Source organism: Xanthomonas sp. NCPPB 1826 (assembly GCF_056725285.1).
Map to the genome: position 1 here is coordinate 2,356,241 of NZ_CM161521.1, position 18,912 is coordinate 2,375,152.

General features: G+C 64.9%; 13 protein-coding genes and 2 pseudogenes. 5 read left to right on the forward strand and 10 right to left on the reverse strand.

Annotated elements, in window-relative coordinates:
- The first annotated feature begins 94 nt into the window (after positions 1–94).
- Positions 95–1,969: a DUF7380 domain-containing protein gene (locus AC1PLA_RS10135; RefSeq protein WP_481106098.1), complete on the forward strand. Its 1,875-nt coding sequence runs from the start codon at positions 95–97 to the stop codon at positions 1,967–1,969.
- A gap of 162 nt (positions 1,970–2,131) precedes the next feature.
- Here the strand turns inward: AC1PLA_RS10135 and AC1PLA_RS10140 are convergent.
- Positions 2,132–2,347: pseudogene (locus tag AC1PLA_RS10140) on the reverse strand (IS4 family transposase); the annotation flags it as partial.
- Between the two features lie 676 nt (positions 2,348–3,023).
- Here AC1PLA_RS10140 and AC1PLA_RS10145 point away from each other — a divergent pair.
- From AC1PLA_RS10145 to AC1PLA_RS10160, 4 genes and pseudogenes are all read left to right on the forward strand, one after another.
- Complete coding sequence (locus tag AC1PLA_RS10145; RefSeq protein WP_076038903.1) at positions 3,024–3,440, forward strand: SymE family type I addiction module toxin; 417 nt, start codon at positions 3,024–3,026, stop codon at positions 3,438–3,440.
- 85 nt (positions 3,441–3,525) lie between these two features.
- Positions 3,526–4,144: pseudogene (locus tag AC1PLA_RS10150) on the forward strand (hypothetical protein).
- A 101-nt stretch (positions 4,145–4,245) separates the two neighbouring features.
- Positions 4,246–4,947: a hypothetical protein gene (locus AC1PLA_RS10155; RefSeq protein ID WP_481106099.1), complete on the forward strand. Its 702-nt coding sequence runs from the start codon at positions 4,246–4,248 to the stop codon at positions 4,945–4,947.
- A gap of 104 nt (positions 4,948–5,051) precedes the next feature.
- Complete coding sequence (locus tag AC1PLA_RS10160; protein ID WP_481106187.1) at positions 5,052–5,954, forward strand: XVIPCD domain-containing protein; 903 nt, start codon at positions 5,052–5,054, stop codon at positions 5,952–5,954.
- Positions 5,955–6,200: 246 nt separating this feature from the next.
- On the opposite strand, the gene AC1PLA_RS10165 is transcribed toward AC1PLA_RS10160, so the two are convergent.
- The 9 genes from AC1PLA_RS10165 to AC1PLA_RS10205 form a co-directional block, all read right to left on the reverse strand.
- Positions 6,201–7,853 carry a chemotaxis protein CheA gene (locus AC1PLA_RS10165; protein ID WP_016904945.1) on the reverse strand — a complete coding sequence of 551 codons (1,653 nt, stop codon included), beginning with the start codon at positions 7,851–7,853 and terminating at the stop codon, positions 6,201–6,203.
- Positions 7,854–7,855: 2 nt separating this feature from the next.
- Positions 7,856–8,482 (reverse strand): protein phosphatase CheZ, encoded by a 627-nt coding sequence (locus AC1PLA_RS10170; protein ID WP_016904946.1) that lies wholly within the window; start codon positions 8,480–8,482, stop codon positions 7,856–7,858.
- Complete coding sequence (gene cheY / locus AC1PLA_RS10175; RefSeq protein WP_002813536.1) at positions 8,482–8,874, reverse strand: chemotaxis response regulator CheY; 393 nt, start codon at positions 8,872–8,874, stop codon at positions 8,482–8,484. Before cheY ends, AC1PLA_RS10170 begins: the two co-directional genes overlap by 1 nt.
- A 34-nt stretch (positions 8,875–8,908) precedes the next feature.
- Positions 8,909–9,676: an RNA polymerase sigma factor FliA gene (locus AC1PLA_RS10180; RefSeq protein ID WP_024937674.1), complete on the reverse strand. Its 768-nt coding sequence runs from the start codon at positions 9,674–9,676 to the stop codon at positions 8,909–8,911.
- Complete coding sequence (locus tag AC1PLA_RS10185) at positions 9,673–10,557, reverse strand: MinD/ParA family protein (RefSeq protein WP_010374294.1); 885 nt, start codon at positions 10,555–10,557, stop codon at positions 9,673–9,675. The genes AC1PLA_RS10180 and AC1PLA_RS10185 overlap by 4 nt, the downstream gene beginning before the upstream one ends.
- Positions 10,544–12,226, reverse strand: coding sequence for a flagellar biosynthesis GTPase FlhF (gene flhF / locus AC1PLA_RS10190; protein ID WP_167705250.1), 1,683 nt, complete (start codon positions 12,224–12,226; stop codon positions 10,544–10,546). The genes AC1PLA_RS10185 and flhF overlap by 14 nt, the downstream gene beginning before the upstream one ends.
- Before the next feature lie 916 nt (positions 12,227–13,142).
- Positions 13,143–15,215 (reverse strand): flagellar biosynthesis protein FlhA, encoded by a 2,073-nt coding sequence (gene flhA / locus AC1PLA_RS10195; RefSeq protein WP_024937671.1) that lies wholly within the window; start codon positions 15,213–15,215, stop codon positions 13,143–13,145.
- Positions 15,216–15,232: 17 nt separating this feature from the next.
- Complete coding sequence (gene flhB / locus AC1PLA_RS10200; protein WP_039511031.1) at positions 15,233–16,363, reverse strand: flagellar biosynthesis protein FlhB; 1,131 nt, start codon at positions 16,361–16,363, stop codon at positions 15,233–15,235.
- Between the two features lie 214 nt (positions 16,364–16,577).
- Positions 16,578–18,665, reverse strand: a complete 2,088-nt coding sequence (locus AC1PLA_RS10205) for a putative bifunctional diguanylate cyclase/phosphodiesterase (protein WP_481106100.1) — start codon at positions 18,663–18,665, stop codon at positions 16,578–16,580.
- Between the last annotated feature and the right edge of the window lie 247 nt (positions 18,666–18,912).

Here is an 18,912-nt window from a genome sequence, read left to right on the forward strand (position 1 = left end):
TTGTTTTCCGCAAGTTTAGTTGGTTCTGTCTTTTCTTCGCAGCGCCAACCTCATATCGTCATCGCTATATACTGACTTGGTGGGGACGCGCCTGATGAACAGCATCAATTATCCCTGGACAGAAGCTTCACTTTCAGATGCAAGTGAGTTTAATTTTGATATTGGTGATTCTGGGCTGCTCGCCAGTGAAGCTTCTGCGCATCGTATAGGTGACCTACTTATAGCGGAAGAGCAGCGTGCCGATGAGCAAGCCACCTCACCGCGAAGTCGGGTTCTTCGTATGGTGGCTTCAGCATTGCAGCTGCACCAAAGGCTTGATCTACCCAAGGCCCCTTACAGCGCAATGATGGAGTTCGATGGCCGGCGGACAGCTATTGGTTCGGATTGGAGTGGGTGTGGCGCAGTGCTGGAGGAGTTGGGGAGACGTTCGCCCAATCCTGTGATCTGCGCTCGGCTTTTGGATCTTGCCTGGCTGGTCGAGCGGAGTCGTGTTGATGCTGGTAGAGCGGCCGTGCTCGCCTACATTCGTGTAGCAGATGGGATGCTTACCCGCGAGCTTAGGCATCGGGATTATGATTCAGATCATCGTCCCATTGGCGAGGTCACGAGGTCGCTTCGCAGAGGGCTCCAGATCTGTGACCTGCTGCGCCTGCGCGAGGACGACTCCGATCTCATAGCGCTGAAGACTTTCTGCTTGGCGTCTGCCGGTCAGTTTGAGACTGAAGGCGACAGCCAGGGACTGCTGGCCATGATGAATCTGGCCTTGGACTATGACTTGGATCTGCCGGAGCATTGTGCACCTCGTATGGAGGCAGCTGCACGCGGATTCACTTCTGGAACAGACCCTCATTTTGTTTGCGATGCGCTTGTTGGTGCGGGTCGCGCTTGGCGCCGTGCGAAGGACAGTGCCAACTACGAACGATGCATGATTGAAGCAAGCTGCCGTATGGCAGAGCACGGAAAAGCACTCGGCGGAAATTTAAGTGGGTCACATTTCGTACAGCAGGCCATTGACTTGCTGCGGGGGCTGTCTTCGCCTGATGCAAAAGCTTTCAAGCGCGAGCTGCGCATAGAGTTGATTCGGCTTCAGTCCGCTGCCGAGGACGAGTTCGGCACCTTCGAGTACTCGTATGATCTGAGTGAGTTGGTCAAAGCTGTGAAAGATCGGACTCAGGGTCTTTCGATTAAGGAGGCTCTGTTCTTGCTTGCTGCTATCCACCGACCCCGACCTACTTCGCTCATTGAGCAAGAGGCAATTGAAGGGATGCGCAAGCATCCGTTAGGTTCTTTGTTCGGTGTTCAGCAGCACGATTCCGATGGCCACGTTCGATTCCGTTCTCCGGGAACGGACACGCGGAACATTGATCCTGCTGCGTTGGAGCATGCTATCGCGAGGCAAGAGGGGATCTACCGAGAGACTGTGGTGCGGGGCCGAATCGCTGTCGTTCTATATCAGTTGGCCAGCGAGCACTCAGTATCACTAGACGAGGTCTTCCCTCTCTGCCGAGAAAGCCCATTCGTTCCCCCTGATCTCACGGAGACCTTTTCTAAGGGAATTCTGGCATTTCTGCATGGTGATATGACGTCGGCCATTTTCATCCTCACTCCGCTGCTAGAGGCCTCGCTGATCTATGTCCTGAAAGGACATGACGTCGATGTTGTTCGTCACGATGAGGATTCTGGGACCCAGGAAGACATGAGCATTACGCAGTTGTACAAGAATCATCGCGGTGAGCTAGAGGCCATCTTCAGTGCGCCCGTGATTGACGACATCGAGCGAGTGTTCCTTACTCGGTCCGGTCCGGGGCTTCGCCACGCCATCGCGCACGGAACGACAAGCGATGGCCAATCCTACTCCGGCGATTCCATCTATGCTTGTTGGCTGATGTGGCATCTTTGTCTGGTCCCACTATTCAAAGACCACTTTGAAGCTCGCGGCAGCGGCTCTGAGCCGAATGCTACAGATTGAGGCCTTCATGCCCAATGTCTCAGATCTAGAAGAGCTGACCCTGTGGAGACTTTTCCTGAAGAAATAACGGTTCGGAAATAACGGTTCCAGGTTCTTAAGTATCCCCACGTTTTTAAAGCACCAGCGTCATCCTAGCCAGCGTGAGACAGGTTCCATGGGTCAGCGCCTGACCAGCGCCTCGCGGCCGACGTGCAGTGTCGAGTAACGCTTGCGTGTGCTGCTGCGTGGCGATAGCCACTGGACGATACCGGTGGCTTCGCAGCCCAGCCCCGCCAGCCAACTGGCGAAGGTGGCAAGCGTATTGAGCAACAACAGGATCTGCAGTCGCTCACCGCGACGGGTCAAGCTGTCTTCCATCGCCTGGCCGTAGCGACGCAGAAGTAACGGTTCCAGGTTCACTTCCACGCAGCATGGCCTTAACCGTGATGGGGCAGGTGCACTTATCAGGCAACGGCGTTCGGCTTGCCTGGCCCGTATGGAACTGCGCCAGCGGCGCACGTAGCCGCGCGAGACTTGCCAGCGTGTATTGACACGCCAGACCGCGTACTTGCAATCTAGGCCCAAGGAGCGTCGAAACTCCTCACGTAGCGGTACCCACCTCCGTCAAACCGGTGGGTTTTTTGTGCCTGCATCCTGCAGGTACAAGCCGACGCAATGCCTGTGTCGGGAGGGCGGCTAATACAACACCCGCAAGGGGAATATGCCCGCCGGCTACGTGCGGTTTCGAACCTCCCGACATCCCGTCGCCGTTGGCGGCGGTTCTTGGGTTGTTCCAGGAGGGCGTTGCCATGTCTACCGCACTATCCATGCCGGCATCTGTACCGGTTGATCTGTTGCCAGCCTCTGCTCACCGCCTGCGGGGGGATATGGGCGATGTGCTGCGCAGGCTCGACGCAAGCACAGCTATTGAGCAGGCGAGAGACCATACCGCGCATCTGCTGAGTCGCCAGCTCGGTGTGTTGTCGCGTACCTCACGCCGCCGGCTCGCACGCAGTGCCGTGGCGCTGCAGCAGTGCGCGGCCGCATCCATCACCCGCCACCACCCGGAGGCGCCATGACCCGCCGCCGCCCACCCACGGCATCTGCCAGCGCACGGCCCACCCGCACACGTACGCGCCCCGCGCCACCCAAGCGGGTGCAGTGGGTTGTTGTGGAGCCCGACCGCACCAAGCTGCCACCGATGCTGCCGCCCGACCCGGACGCCTCCCCGCAAGGCCCCGGGACGCTACGCGCACCCCGCCGCGCCCGCCGCCCGCGCCAATGCACCGTCAGCTACACCCATTACCCCGGCGCCCACGACCACGCCGGCGACCAGCACGTGCCCCATGTCCGCCTCAGCGGCCTATGGCTGGAACAACTGGGCTTTGCCATCGGCACCAAGCTGCGCATCACCGCGAGCGAAGGGCAGCTGCTGATGGAGGTGTTGCCGCCGGTGGAGGTGCCGGCCAAGGCGCGCAGCGTGCGGCGATGATGGTGCGGGTGACAGAGACCTGCGATTGACCTCAGTGCCGCATGCCACTAGCGTCGCAGCGACATCAGCGCACTACGGACGCTTCATGATCGCGCGCCCCCTCTACGCCTTGCTCGCCACCCTGGCTCTGGGCGCATGCGCCCACGCGGCGGGCGGCGCAGCTCCGGCAACCGTCACGGAGACATCCGCCCTGAGTTCATCCAGCCCTGCCACTGTGCCGCCTGACAAGCCCACTGCGGAGGGTTTGCTTGGCCACCTGCTTGCGTTGATCAGAGGCAGCCAGACCATTTCCGACTTCACTCCCGAGCGTCTGAAGTCGGCAATGGGGCAGGTCGTTCAATTCGTAAAAAAACGATGAACGCCTATACCGTGCTTTTGGCCGGCTCACCAAAGAGTGGAGCTACGGCTTTGGTGTTGATGAAACCAAACTCGATGGACGCTGGTTTGAATTCCGTTTTGATCGCAATGTGGCCGGTGCATCGTCTTCAATGACTGAGATCTGTCGTCTGGACTTCGACCGCTTCACCCAGCAGCTTGAGCTAATGGGATTTGCGCGCGAGCGCAACATCGTCGAGGACGGCCGCTGGATGAGTGATCTCTACACGCGCCCAGGGATGCGTGTAGAGGTTTTCCCGAGAGGCGAAGCTGCGGAACCGCAAGAGTTGGTAGCGCACAAATGCGTCGAATGGGTCTACATCCGATAAGCTGAGGTAGCGGACATGTCACTCAGCCCTGGAGTTGTCAGGACTCATAAAGCAACGCGCGCATAGGGCATTGGGGGTACTTGAGAGGCGTGCATAACACGATGACATTGAAAAACTATCAAGATTCCCCCTGCAGCACCAACACTTATTGGAGAAAGGCCGTGCCTCTTGCAAACGATCCAATGCGCTTTGCACTCACGGCATTGATTACCTGCCTGATCGCTGGCTGCAGCCTGCAACCGCCGCCTGCAAACGTGCCTATCGCAAAGGAGCAGATAGAGATGAGAACGGTCGTCCCGTTGGTACGGAGTTTGACCCCACATGATCGTGGGCCTACAGAGCTGGAATTCGATGTGCCCGCACTGCCCGACGACGCGACTCCTCCCGTTTTCATCGGTGTGCGGATCACCGGTGTCGATCCAACTGCCGTCTCCCAAAGTGCTGACAGGCTGATTAGCGCTGGTGTTTCGGCCGAGCTCCACTTGGAGCGTATTGAGCCATCCGGTCCGGTCTCCGTGGAATTGCAGCGTAGTCAGCGTGTGGGAGTAGGTCAGCAGGCGTCCATTCCCCTGTCAGCTGATGGTATGGCTCCTGGTCTGTTCGCTTTTGATGCGGACGGTACGACGCTGCAAGACGCCGGTTTGTCTACTGAACAGACCGCGTCCAGGGAGTTGGCGTTCGGCTATAGCAATGCTGTCCAGCCAGGCCGTTATCGGCTCAAACTGCGCTTTGATCAGAACGCCGAGGCGCTGGTTGCGGCTAATGCTCAACTTCTTGTCGCTTACACCTACAAAGGAAAGTGAGGGGAGTGAGCATGGATGATCATGAAAAGCGCTATGCAGTCACTGTCTACGTCGCTGCCGCAGGTACGCCGTTGATGGCCGGAGGCACATCCTTCGGTGGCCATATGTACTACTCGATTGACGACGGAACGACTGTCAAAAGTTATGGGTTCTCACCCATCAAGCATGGCGAGGCTAGCGGGCCAGGAAAAGTTTCGTTCAATGACGTCGATACCTACCAAAAACCATATTACTCACGCACGATGGAGATCGATAAGGCGCAGTATGAAAAGCTGGAGGCCTTCGGCGCGGCCCCTGCTAAGCACGGGTTCAATATGGAATATCACGGTGCTAAAAACAGTTGTATCGACTTCACATGGGATGCGCTCAATCATGCTGGACTGCACCGGAAGACAAAAGATGGAGTTGATAAAGACTTTGAGGGGGATATCAGACCCGTAGAAAACGTAGATGATATCAAGAGCATTCCTGCTCCTGTGCCTACAAGTGAGTTGAATAAGGAGCACAACAATCCGAAGCCCAAGCAGGAACTTTGGCAGAAGATGATTGGTGAGGCGCAGCCGCCCGGTGAGCAGGTATCTCCACTACAGGAAGTAACACAGCTCGCGAGAGTGCTGCCAACAGATCCGCTGCATCACCAAGCAGAAGAAGCCGTTCGCCGCCTTGAGCAAGGTCTCGGCCGCGAGTACGACAACAACAGCGCACGGCTGGCAGCAAGCAGCGCGTATTTAGCCAAAGAGAACGGGTTGTCGCGAATCGATCATGTCGTGCTGAGCGAGAACACCAAGTCCGTGCGCCAGGGCGAGAACGTCTTCGTTGTGGAAGGTGCGTTGAACGATCCCGCTCACAAGATGGCGCATATGAAGACGAGTGATGCGATTGCGCAGCCCGTCGAGCAATCCTTGGCGCAATTACAGGCCTTGGGCGAAACTCAGCGCCACCAGCAATCCCAGCAGCAGGAGCAACAGCGAGAGCAGTCGATTGCGCCTCAACACCGGATGGTGTGAGGTCTGGTGAAGTAATGGTTCTGAAATAACGGTTCCAGATTCACTTCCACGGCAGCCTAGCCGTCGCCAAACCATCGCGCCCATGCCTGCGCGCGTAGCGACATAGATCGGCAGCGATGCTGGTAGTGACACGACAACGGCCGCAGTACGCGGCCGTTGTCGTTAGATCAGGCAACCAGGATCGTCTTGACGATTCCCGATTCCCGATTCCCGATTCCCGATTCTCCCAATCCCGAATCCCCAACCTCAATGATCGCTGGAACGCAGCCCATCCACATCCAGGATCAGCGCCATGCGGCCGTCGCCGATCAGGGTGGCGCCGGCGTAGCCGGGCAGGCCGCGCAGGGCGCGGGGCAGGGGCTTGATCACCACTTCCTCGCGGCCGCGCACCTGATCCACCACCAGGCCGAAGCGGGTTTCGCCGGCCTGCAGCAGCACCACCGTCAGTAGCGGCGGTTGTTCGGCAGGCACGCCCAGCCAGCGACGCAGGTCGATCAGCGGCAGGGTGTGCGAGCGGCGGTCCAGCACGGCGCGGCCGTCGAACCAGCCCAGCGAGGTCTGCGGGGCGTGCAGCACTTCGACCACGCGCGCCAGCGGCAGGGCGTAGACGGCTTCGCCGGCCTGCACCAGCAGGGTCGGCAGGATCGCCAGGGTCAGCGGCACGCGGATCATGAAGCGGCTGCCGCGGCCCAGTTCGGACTGGATCTGGATCTGCCCGCTCAACTCGCGGATGCGCGATTGCACCACGTCCATGCCCACGCCGCGGCCGGAGATGTCGGTGACCTCGGCCTTGGTCGAAAAGCCCGGCATGAAGATCAGATGCAGGCACTCGTCGGTGCTCAGGCGGGCGGCGGCTTCGGCATCGATCAGGCCCTTGTTGCGGGCGATCTCGCGCAGGCGTTCGGGGTCGATGCCGGCGCCGTCGTCCTGGATTTCGATGCTGACGTAGTCGCCTTCCTGCTGCGCCGACAGGCGCACGTGACCGCTGCGCGGCTTGCCGGTGGCTTCGCGCAGGGCCGGCGATTCGATGCCGTGGTCGATCGCGTTGCGCACCAGGTGCACCAGCGGGTCGGCCAGGGCCTCGACCAGGTTGCGGTCCAGTTCCGTCTCGGCGCCGATCAGTTCCAGCTCCACTTCCTTGGACAGCGTGCGCGCGACATCGCGGGCCACCTTGGGGAAGCGTGCGAACACCTTGCTGACCGGTTGCATGCGGGTGCGCATCACCGCGGTCTGCAGGCGCGCGGTGGCGATGTCCAGCGTGCTGACCGCGCGGTCGAGTTCTTCGTCGCGCAGGCGGGTACGCAGGGTCTTGAGGCGATTGCGCGACAGCACCAGTTCGCCGATCAGGTTGACGATGGCGTCCAGGCGCTTGGTGTCCACGCGCACGGTCTGCTCGGCGTCGGCCGCCTTGGCCGCCGCCTTGGGCGCGGCCTTGGCGCCAGGCGCAGCAGCGCCATGTGCGTCATCGTGTGCGGGTGCAGCGGCAGCGGCCTTGGGCGCGGCCTTGACCGCCGGCGGGCCGCTCTTGGCATCGAACTGCGCAATCAGCGAGGCCGGTGCATGCGGCACGGTTTCGCCCGAGCCCATCGCATCCAGCATGGCCTGCAGATAATCCAGCGACTGCTGCGCGGCATCGAAGTGATGCGCCTGCAACACCGCCTGGCCGGAGCGTGCCATGCCCAGGGTTTCCTCGGCGGCGTGGCAGAGCTCGACCATCGGCTTGATCGCCAGGAAGCCGGCGCCGCCCTTGAGCGTGTGGAAGCCGCGGAACACCGCGTTGAGCTGGTCGGCTTCGTCCGGTGCCTGTTCCAGCGACACCAGCTGTTCGCCGAGGCGATCCAGGATTTCCTGGGCCTCGACAATGAAATCGGCAGCAATATCGTCTGGAACAGCACTCATGGTTACAGCCCCAATCCGGACAGCAGGTCGTCGGCGTCGTCCTGCGACACCGCGTGACGGTCCAGGCCCTTGACTGCAGGACCGGCAAGACCGCCGTCGTCTTTCTTCGGCTCGGGATTCTTCGGCGGCAGGCCGAGCGCACCGAAGCCCTCGTGCACGCGCCGCACGATGCCGGCCACGCGACGGATGATCTGGCCGCTCAGGTCCTGGTAGCTCTGCGCCAGCGACAGCTCGGTCAGGTTATGGCGCATCTTGTCCATCAGCGCGCCCTGGTCCTGGTTCAGGCCACCGTCGCGCAGCTGGTTGGCCAGCTCGCGGCATTCCTCGACCAGGTCCAGCGTGCGATGGCTGGCCTTCTCGGTCATTTCCACCACGTGGTCCAGGCGCGAGCAGGCATCGTCCAGTTCGCCGGCTTCCTCGGGCACGGTGGGCAGCTCGCCCAGCGCCTGCCCGAGTTCGCGCGCGAGCCGGCTCAGGCTCTGCATCATCGGGCGCGTGCGCAGCGCGGCGAGGTGGTCCACCTCGCGCCGCCAGGCGACCTGGTCACCGCTTTCCAGTGCATCGAGCGCGTGCTGCAGGCGCTCGATCAGGGCGGCACGTTCGGCATCGGCTTCCACGGTGGCGTTCATCAGGCGGTCGCCGCCAGACGTTCGAACACCTTGCCCAGCTTCTCTTCCAGCGTCTGTGCGGTGAACGGCTTGATGATGTAGCCGTTCACGCCGCACTGGGCCGCTTCGATGATCTGCTCGCGCTTGGCTTCGGCGGTCACCATCATCACCGGCAGGTGCTTGAGCTTGGCGTCGGCGCGGATGTTGCGCAGCAGGTCGATGCCGGTCATGCCGGGCATGTTCCAGTCGGTGACCACGAAATCGAACGGGCCGGCCCGCAACGCCGCCAATGCGCTGTTGCCGTCTTCGGCCTCTGCGGTATTGGTGAAGCCCAGATCGCCCAACAGATTCTTGACGATACGTCGCATCGTCGAGAAGTCGTCCACGATCAAAATCCGCATGTTCTTGTTCACATCAAGCTCCTAACACTAAAAATACGCGAAAAAATCATTCGTCAATTTCGACACCGGCATCGGCCAGTTCGAAGACCTTGAGGCGGCCGCGCAGACGCACCACCGCCTGGCCATGGATCTGGCAGACGCGCGATTCGCTGACACCGAGCACGGCGCCGATTTCTTTCAGGTTCAATTCCTGTTCGTAGTACAGCGACAGCACCAGCTGCTCGCGCTCGGGCAACTGGCCGATGGCCTTGCCCAGCTCGCGGCCGAATTCGCCACGCTCCATCATCTGCTGCGGATTGGGGCCGCCCTTGGCGGTGGTGTCCAGCTCGCCGTGATCCTCGATCCGCGACTCCAGGCTCAGCACCTGGCCGCGGGCGGCATCTTCCATCAGACGCAGGTAGTCGGGCAGCGGCATCTCCATCGCGGCGGCCACTTCGGTGGCGGCGGCGGCGCGGCCGGTGTGCTGTTCGATCTTGCGCACGGCGGCGGCAGCGTCGCGTGCGCGGCGGTGCACCGAGCGCGGTACCCAGTCGCCACGCCGGATCTCGTCGATCATCGAGCCGCGGATGCGGATCGAGGCATAGGTCTCGAACGAGGCGCCCTGTTCGGAGTCGTAACTGCGCGAGGCTTCGATCAGGCCGATCATGCCGGCCTGGATCAGATCGTCCACTTCCACGCTCGCCGGCAGGCGCGCGGCCAGATGGTGGGCGATGCGGCGCACCAGGTCGGCGTGCTGGGTGACGATATCGTTGGCGTTGTTGCGCTGCACGGCGCGGTACTGCGCGCTGGCCGTGGTTGCGGTAGCGGTGCTCATGCGGCCACTCCCCGTTGGATGATGCGTTCGACGAAGAACTCGACATTGCCGCGCGGCACGGTGGGGGCCTGCCAGCGCGAGGTACGGCGAGCGATTTCTGCAATGGCCTGCGCCGACGGACTGGCGGGGTAGGCCTTGATGACCGGCTGCTGGCGCTGCACCGACAGGCGCAACCAGTCGTCCTGCGGCACGTGGCCGAGGTAGTTCAGCGACACGTCGCCGAGGAATTTTTCGCAGACCCGCGACAGCTTGTCGTACAGCAGGCGGCCCTCGTTGGGGTCGCGCACCATGTTGGCGATGATCTGCAGGCGGTCCACGCCGCGTTCGCGCGAGAGCACCTTGATCAGCGCATAGGCGTCGGTGATCGAGGCCGGCTCGTCGCAGACCACCACCACGGTGTCCTGGGCGGCCTGGCAGAAGGTCAGCACGCTGTCGGTGATGCCGGCGGCGGTATCGATGACCATCACGTCCAGGTCGCGTTCCAGCTCGGAGAACACGTTGACCAGGCCGATGTGCTGGGCCGGGGCCAGTTCTGCCATGTGGCGGCGACCGGAGGCGGCCGGGACCACCAGCACACCGCCGGGGCCTTCGATGATCACTTCATCCAGCGTGCAGCGGCCGGCGATCAGGTCGGCCAGGGTGTACTTGGGCGACAGGCCCAGCACCACGTCCAGGTTGGCCAGGCCCAGGTCGGCGTCCAGCAGCAGGGTGCGCTTGCCCATGTCGGCCAGCGCCACGGCCAGGTTGGCGGAGATGTTGGTTTTACCCACGCCGCCCTTGCCACCGGTCACGGCAATGGTGCGCACCGGGCCCAGGGGCTCGGGACGGGTCGCCGACAGGGGGAAGGCGTTGGTCAGCTTGGCGTATTCACGCGACTGCATGGTTGTGCTCCGGAGTACAGGGCTTATCGGCAGCGCGCCGCAAATCTTCAAGGCGAAGAACGAGACTGGCGGCATTGGCGCGGTGCAGGTCGTCGGGGACCCGCTGTCCGTCAGTCACCCAGGTGATGGGCATTTGGTGATCGACGACGACCGACAGCGCACTACCGAAGCGGCCGGTCTCGTCAAGTTTGGTCAGCACCACGCCCTGGGGCTTGGCGTGGGCAAAGCGGCGCACGACCTCGTCGAGGTCGGAAAAGTGCGCGTTGGCAGGCAGCACCAGCAGCGAGGTGACCTGATGCGCGGCGCGCAGCCAGTTCAGCTGGGCGGCCAGGGCGCGGTCGCGCTGGCCCATGCCGGCGGTGTCGATCAGCACCAGCTTGTAGTCGCGCAGGCGCTCGAGCAGTTCCAGCAGGCTCTCGGCGCTGTCGGCCTCGTGCACGGCGATGCCGAGCTGACGGCCGTAGCTGTGCAGCTGCTCGCGGCCGCCGACGCGCTGGGTGTCGGTGGTGACCAGGGCCACATCGCGCGGGGCGTGCTGGGCGGCGAAGCGCTGGGCGAGCTTGGCGATGGTGGTGGTCTTGCCGGCGCCGGTCGGGCCGACCAGGGCGATCACGCCGCCGCGTTCCAGCGGGTCGACCGGGGCCACCGGCAGGCGCTTGGACAGCAGGCCCAGCATCAGCCCGCGGCCGCGGTGCAATTCGGTATCGGCCGGAATCTGCAGTGCCACGTCGCGGATCAGGCCGGCGTCGAAGCCGTAGTCGTCCATCAGCTCCAGAGCCTGCGCGCGCACCGGCGAGCCACGCAGGCGCTCGTCGGTGAGGCGGTTCATTTCGCGCTCGATCATCTGCCGCATCAGCGCCAGCTCGCCACGCAACTGCTTGAGTTCTTCATCGTTCTGCGGCGCCGGGGCGGCGGCGACCGGCACCGCGGCCAGCGCCGGCGGGGCGACCACCAGCGGCGGCAACGCGGCCGGCGGCAGGATCTGCGGCAGCGCGTCCAGGTCGAAGTCGGCGTCGTCGTCCAGCGCGTCTTCGTCCTGGTCGTAGCCGGCCTGCACGGGGGCAGCAGCGGCGGCCATGATCGGGGTCGGGGCCTGCACCGGGGCAGCCTGCACGGCGGCGCGCTGCACCGGCGCGGTGGTCAGGAAATCGGCGAACAGCTGTTCCGGCACGGCCGACAGCGCGTGTTCCTGGCGCGGCGCGGCGGTCACCGCGACGGCATGGGCCAGGGCCTGGGCGGCAGGCGAGGGGACGGCAGCGCTACGCACCGGTGCGGGGACCTGCGGCTGGCGCGGCACATTGACCGGCTGGCGCAGCGCCATCGCGGCGATCATGTCTTCGGCGGCACTGGCAACGCGCTGGCGCTGGCTCGTACCGGCATCGGCGGCCTGCTTCAGCGGTGCGTGGACCGGTGCGGCGGCGGCTTGCGGGGCCGGTGCCTGCGGGGCAGCTGCCGACGGGATCGGCGCGGCGGCAACGGCCGGCGTCTCGGAGCGCGCGGTTTCCAGGGCGCGCTGCACGAGTTCTTCGTCGTAGTTGCTGGCAGCGACGATCTCGATGCCTTCGGCGGTGCGGCGATTGGACAGGATCACTGCGTCCGGGCCGTGTTCTTCACGCACCATGCGGAATGCGGTGCGCATGTCCGGGGCAACGAAGCGTTTGATTTTCATGCGAAGTGCCTCCAGGAACGGGACCCGCCGGACGCCGGACGGGTGCGCGATGAATGTGGGTGTGTTGCCAGCGTCATGAGTTGCCTGTCCCGTTCGGTTGTTCCAAGTGCTGCTCTCGCCCCGCAGCGGTGGCGCTGGCTGCGGTCTCGGCAGAGCTAATGCACGCGGCGTGCCAAAACGGGGTGCCGGGGTTCCGGCGCGGGAAGCTGGGGCGTTAGGAACAGGCGGGGGCTGTGTGTCCGGCCGGGTCCGACGGCTTCAAGTCGATGGATTGATTGACTTTTTTCCGGGGCGGCGATGCGCTGGCGTCGTCGTGCGGGCGGAAGCGCTGGCGGCCGGAAGGCCAAGTCTGGGGCGCTCGGGATGCCTGGAAACGGCCAGCGCCGTGCAATCGATTGGAGATCCGGGCCAGTGGCGGCTTTCCGACGCCGGGGCGCTGGTCGGTCTCCGGCCTGCTGCCATCGCTGGCCAGCGTGGTGGGTAGGTTCGTAGGAGCGCACCTGGGCGCGACGGGCCGTCCCGGTAACGCCTGTCGCGCCCAGGTGCGCTCCTACGGTGGTGTCGGCGTCTGCGGTGCGTTGTCGGATTGCCTGGCCTGTCGTAGGAGCGCACCTGGGCGCGACGGGCTGTGCCGGTAACGCCTGTCGCGCCCAGGTGCGCTCCTACGGTGGTGTCGGCGTCCGCGGCGTGTTCTCGGGTTGCCTGGCCTGTCGTAGGAGCGCACCCGGGCGCGACGGGATGTGCCGGTAAAGCCAATCGCGCCCAGGTGCGCTCCTACAGTGGTGTCAGCGTCTGTGGTGTGTTGTCGGATTGCCTGGCCTGTCGTAGGAGCGCACCCGGGCGCGACGGGGTGTGCCGGTAACGCCTGTCGCGCCCGGGTGCGCCCCCACGGGGGGCGTTGGTCGGCGGGGCGGTTTCAGCTGATCGTGCCGACCAGCTTCAGGCGCTTGTCTTCGGGCACTTCGCTGTAGGCCAGTACCGACAGGGACGGGACGCTGTGGCGGACCAGGCGGGCCAGGGCGGCGCGGACCTGGCCGGGCACCAGCACCACTGCCGGCTCGTTGCGGGCTTCCTGCTTGCCGACGCAGTCGGCCAGGCTCTGGTGCAGGCGCTCGGCTAGGCCGGGCTCCAGCGCCACGCCGTTGCCGTGGGTGGACTCCTGCAGCACGCGCTCCAGCTGCGGGGCCAGCGTGTAGACCGGCAGCTCGGCCGACATGCCGGCGATTTCCTGCACGATGAAGCGGCCCAGCGAGGTGCGTACCGCGGCGGTGAGGGTGGTCGGGTCCTGGCTGTGCGGGGCGTGCTCGACCAGCGCTTCGACGATCTTGCGCAGCTGGCGCACCGGGATGCGCTCGATCAGCAGGTTCTGCAGCACGCGCACCACCACCGACAGCGGCAGCGCCTTCGGGGTGAGGTCTTCGACCATCTTCGGCGCGGTCTTGGCCAGGGTCGCCAGCAGCTGCTGCACTTCCTCGTGGCCGAGCAGTTCCGGGGCGTGTTCGCGGATCAGGTGCGACAGATGGGTGGCGACCACGGTGGCCGGGTCGACCACGGTGTAGCCCATCGATTCGGCATAGGCGCGTTGGTGCGGCTGGATCCAGGTGGCGTCCAGGCCGAACGCCGGGTCCTTGCCGGGGATGCCGTCGAGCTGGCCGAGCGCGCCGCCCGGGTCCAGCGCCAGTTCGCGATCGGGATAGATTTCCGCAGTGGCCACCGGCACTCCGTGCACCAGCAACCGGTAGGCGTTGGCCGACAGTTCCAGGTTGTCGCGGATATGCACCGGCGGCACCAGGAAGCCGATGTCCTGGGTGAGCTTGCGGCGCACGCCCTTGATGCGCGCCATCAGTTCGCCACCCTGATTCTTGTCAACCAGCGGAATCAGCCGGTAGCCCACTTCCAGGCCCAGCGGGTCGATCGGGCGCAGCTCGTCCCAGCTCAGCTCCGAACTGGCCTGGGCGGCAGTGGCCGCGGCGGCGGCCTTGGGATCGGTGGCGGGGTCGCCGGTCGGCGGGATGACCAGGCTGCGCTTGTACATTTTCCAGGCGATCACGCCCAGGATCAGGCCCAGCGTCAAAAACGCGACGTTGGGCATGCCCGGCACCAGGCCGACCAGGCCCAGGATCGCTGCGGCCACCGCGAGGGCGCGGTGCTGGCCGAACACCTGGCTGATCATGGCGCCGCGCATGTCCTGCGCGCGCGAGGCGCGGGTCACCAGCAAGGCGACCGAGGACGACACCAGCAGGGCCGGCAGCTGCGCCACCAAACCGTCGCCGATCGACAGCAGGGTGTAGGTGGAGGCGGCATCCACAAAGCTCATGCCGTGCTGGAACATGCCCACCGCCATGCCGCCGACCAGGTTGATGAACAGGATCAGGATGGCGGCGATGGCGTCGCCGCGGATGAACTTGTTGGCACCGTCCATCGCACCGTAGAAGTCGGCTTCCTCGCGGACTTCCTCGCGGCGGGCCTTGGCTTCCTCGCGCGTCAGCAAACCGGCGTTGAGGTCGGCGTCGATGGCCATCTGCTTGCCGGGCATGGCGTCCAGGATGAAGCGCGCGGTCACTTCCGACACGCGCCCGGCACCCTTGGTGATGACCACGAAGTTGATGATGGTCAGGATCGCGAACACCACGATACCCACGGCGTAGTTGCCGCCGATCACGAACTGGCCGAACGCCTCGATCACCTTGCCGGCTGCGGCATGGCCGTCCTGGCCGTTGATCAGGATCACGCGGCTGGAGGCGACGTTCAGCGCCAGCCGCAGCATCGTGGTCATCAGCAGCACGATCGGGAAAATGGTGAATTCCAGCGGGCGCTGCACGTAGACGACCGCCAGCAGCACCATCAGCGAGATGGCGATGTTGAAGGTGAACAGCGCATCCAGCACCGGCGCGGCCAGCGGCACCATCAGCATGGCCAGCATGGCCATCAGCGCCAGCGGCGCGCCCAGGCCGTTGCGCAGCAACTCCATGATGCGCCGGGCATTCATCGGGGCGGGTTGGGCGCTCATGCGCTGGCTCCCTTGCCGAACTCATCCACGTCCAGCGACGGCAATTCCGGCATCGGGCCGCCGTTCCAGCCACGCAGCTGGTAGACGTAGGACAGCACCTGGGCCACGACCGAATAGAGTCTCACGGGAATTTCCTTGCCGATTTGCGCTTCTCTATACAAGGCGCGTGCCAAAGGCGGGGCGGTGACGATCGCCACGCGGTGCTGTTCGCAGGCTTCGCGGATGCGGAAGGCCATTTCATCCACGCCCTTGGCCACCACGATCGGGGCGCGCATCTTGCCGCCTTCGTACTTGAGCGCCACCGCGTAGTGGGTCGGATTCATCAGCACCACGTCGGCCTTGGGCACCGCTTCCATCATCTGGCGCTGCGACATCTGCATCTGCATCTGGCGGATGCGGCCCTTGACCTCCGGGCTGCCCTCGCTCTCCTTCATCTCGCGCTTGATCTCTTCGCGGGTCATCTTGAGCTTCCGCAGCCAGTTCCACTTCTGGTAGGGCGCGTCGATGGCGGCCAGCAGCACCAGCGCGCCGGCGGTGTAGAACAGCAGGCTCTTGGTGAAGTCCAGGCCGTTGCCCACCGCCTGTTCCAGCGGCTGGTTCACCAGCGAGCGCAGGCCGTGCAGGCCCTTGGAGATGCACAGGCTGGCAGCCAGGCCGACGAACAGCAGCCGCAGCACCGACTTGATCAACTCGGCCAGGCTGTTGCTGCCCCACATGCGCTTGATCCCGTTCATCGGGTTGAGCTTGGTGAGGTCGGGCATGATCGCCTTGCCGGAAAAGCGCAGCCCGCTCATCAACAGCGGGCCGGCCAGGCCGGCGGCCAGGCAGATGCCGATCAACGGCAGCATCACCCACAGCAGCTGCAGCAGCAGGTCGCCGAAATGGCCGAACAGCGCCATCGGGTTTTCACGCATCTTCGGGTCCGGGCTGAGCGCAGTCTTCATCCAGACGCTGGCGCCATCGCCGATACCGCGGGCCAGGGCCATCAGCGCGAACACGCCGGCACCGAACACTGCGGCAGTGGACAACTCGCGCGATTGCGGGATGTTGCCCTGCTCGCGGGCTTCGCGCAGGCGTTTTTCGGTGGGAAGCTCTGTGCGTTCGCCGCCGTCTTCGGACTCGGACATGGAGGTGCCGGTGACTGGTCAGCCCTGTGTCATGCAAGTGGCGTTCCAGTTCGGGAATCGGGAATCGGGAATCGGGAATCGGGATTGGGGAATTGAGATTGGGATTGGGATTGGGATTGGGGATTGGGTAGTCGGGACGCAGCGGCTGTGCGTGGGACTGCTGGCGGGTCGTTGCGCGTGGATGCCGGGGCGGCGGTTGTTTTGACGCCTTCGCTCAGCCGGTCGGGCGAGTTGGGCCGTCGCGTTGGGCGACCACCATCGCGATGAAGTGCTCGGCGTCCATTGGCCGGCCCAGCAGGTAGCCTTGCAGCTGGTCGCAGCCCAGCCGTTCCAGCGTGTTGCGCTGGGCGGTGGTCTCCACGCCCTCGGCCACCACCTGCAGGCGCATGGTGTGCGCCAGTGCCACCACCGCGGCGACGATGGCGATGTCTTCCGGGCCATTGTCCAGGGCCTGCACGAAGCTGCGGTCGATCTTGAGTTCGTGCGCGGGCAGCTTGCGCAGGTACATCAGGTTGGAATAACCGGTGCCGAAGTCGTCGATGGCAATGCGCACGCCCAGCGCATTGAGCTGGCCGAGCGTGCGCAGGCAGGCCTCGGCATCGCGCATGGCCATGCTCTCGGTGATTTCCAGGGTGAGCTGGGCCGGTGGGATCGCGTAGTTGGCCAGGGTGGTGGCCACCTCGTCCAGCAGGCTGGGCGAGGCCAGCTGCGTGGCCGAAAGGTTGACCGCCACCCGCCAGTGCCCATGTCCCGCCTCGCGCCAGTCGCGCATCTGCCGGCAGGCCTGCTGCAGCACCCAGCTGCCGAGCGGGCCGATCATGCCGCTGCGTTCGGCCAGCGGGATGAAGCTGTCCGGCGGCACCAGGCCGCGCTCGGGGTGCTGCCAGCGGAGCAGCGCCTCGGCGCCGACCGGGCGGCCATCGTCGGCGCAATACTTGGGCTGGTAGTGCAGGACGAACTGACCCAGTTCCAGCGCACGCGGCAGATCCTGCAGCAGCTGCAGGCGCTCGCGGGTGGTGCCGGTCATCGAGCGCTCGAAAAAGCTGTAACGGTTGCGGCCGGCCTGCTTGGCGTGACTCATCGCCGCATCGGCATGGATCATCAACTGATGTTCGCTGCCGGCATCCTCCGGATACAGCGCAATGCCGACGCTGCTGCTGAGGCGCAATTCCTGGTCGGCGACCAGGAACGGCACCGCCAGCGCCTGCAGCAGATGCGCGGCGATGGCGGCGGCATCCTCGGGGTCGGCGATGGCCGACACCAGCACGAACTCGTCGGCACCCAGCCGCGCCAGGCTGCCGTGGGCGCGCCGGTGCGCACTCATGCGCCCGGCTACCGCCACCAGCAACTGGTCGCCGAACTGGTGGCCGTAGCCGTCGTTGATGGCCTTGAATCCATCCAGGTTGATCAGCATCACCGCAAAGCGTTGCCCGTCGCGCTGGGCGCGGTCGATGCTTTGCAGCACGTGCTCGTGCAGCAGCACGCGGTTGGGCAGGCGGGTGAGCGGGTCGTGCAGGGCGGCCAGCACCAGCTCGGCATTGGCCTGCGCCAACGACCGCGCGAGCACGTCGGTGCGTTGCTGGAAGCGCCGCGACAGCACCGAGATCACCAGTGCCAGCGCCAGCAGCGCCAGCGTGACCAGCACCACCACCGCGGCCAGCCAGGGCAGCGGCAGATGCGCACCGGCGGCCGCGCCGCAGATGCTGCCGGGCGCGAACTGCGCGGCCGCCATGCCGGTGTAATGCATGCCCACGATCGCCACGCCCATGATCATCGCCGCGATCAGGCGCAGGCTGTAGCGGCGGCCGTCGTGGCGCAGCCGGAAGGCGATCCACAACGCCGCCGCCGAGGCGCCGATGGCGATGGCAAGGGACAGCCCGAACAGCAGCGGGTCGTAGTTGATGGCCGGGGACATGCGCAGCGCACCCATGCCCATGTAGTGCATCAGCGCGATGCCCAGCCCCATCAGCACCGCGCCCATGCCCAGCCGCGGCCACGGCAGATCGGCCCGCGAGGTCAGCCACAGCGCGAATGCCGATGCCAGAATCGCCGCCAGCATCGAATAGGTCGTCAACGCCAGGTCGTAGCCCAGCGGAATCGGCAGGCGAAACGCCAGCATGCCGACGAAGTGCATCGACCAGATGCCGATCCCCATCGCCACCGCGCCGCCCATCAGCCAGGCCACGGCATCGCCGCCACGGCTGGCAGTCACACGTGCGGCCAGATGCAGTGCGGTATAGGAGGCCAGCACGGCCACCACCAGCGACAGCATCACCATGCCAGGGTTATAGGTTCCGACCACCCATCCACTTCCGGCGCCGAGGGACGCACTTGCTCAAGCACCTAGCGACCCCGGGCGCCACTTCTTGAGCGCCTGCGGGCAGCCGGCGGCGATCGACGTGCATGCGCCGCAGGTCACGCGCAACTGCGCTGGTCGGCCGGGCAGGGGCCGCCGGCGATGGCTGTGATGCGTTGGAGGCGAGGGGGCTGCGCGCGAGGTGACGGTGCGGGCGATGCTGCGGTGCCGTGACCGGCATGCGGGTAGCTGC

Coding starts and splice junctions, on each gene's coding strand:
- AC1PLA_RS10135 (WP_481106098.1), top strand. CDS start 95: ATGAACAGCATCAATTATCCCTGGACAGAAGCTTCACTTTCAGATGCA.
- AC1PLA_RS10145 (WP_076038903.1), top strand. CDS start 3,024: ATGACCCGCCGCCGCCCACCCACGGCATCTGCCAGCGCACGGCCCACC.
- AC1PLA_RS10155 (WP_481106099.1), top strand. CDS start 4,246: ATGACATTGAAAAACTATCAAGATTCCCCCTGCAGCACCAACACTTAT.
- AC1PLA_RS10160 (WP_481106187.1), top strand. CDS start 5,052: ATGTACTACTCGATTGACGACGGAACGACTGTCAAAAGTTATGGGTTC.
- AC1PLA_RS10165 (WP_016904945.1), bottom strand. CDS start 7,853: ATGAGTGCTGTTCCAGACGATATTGCTGCCGATTTCATTGTCGAGGCC.
- AC1PLA_RS10170 (WP_016904946.1), bottom strand. CDS start 8,482: ATGAACGCCACCGTGGAAGCCGATGCCGAACGTGCCGCCCTGATCGAG.
- AC1PLA_RS10180 (WP_024937674.1), bottom strand. CDS start 9,676: ATGAGCACCGCTACCGCAACCACGGCCAGCGCGCAGTACCGCGCCGTG.
- AC1PLA_RS10185 (WP_010374294.1), bottom strand. CDS start 10,557: ATGCAGTCGCGTGAATACGCCAAGCTGACCAACGCCTTCCCCCTGTCG.
- flhF (WP_167705250.1), bottom strand. CDS start 12,226: ATGAAAATCAAACGCTTCGTTGCCCCGGACATGCGCACCGCATTCCGC.
- flhA (WP_024937671.1), bottom strand. CDS start 15,215: ATGAATGCCCGGCGCATCATGGAGTTGCTGCGCAACGGCCTGGGCGCG.
- flhB (WP_039511031.1), bottom strand. CDS start 16,363: ATGTCCGAGTCCGAAGACGGCGGCGAACGCACAGAGCTTCCCACCGAA.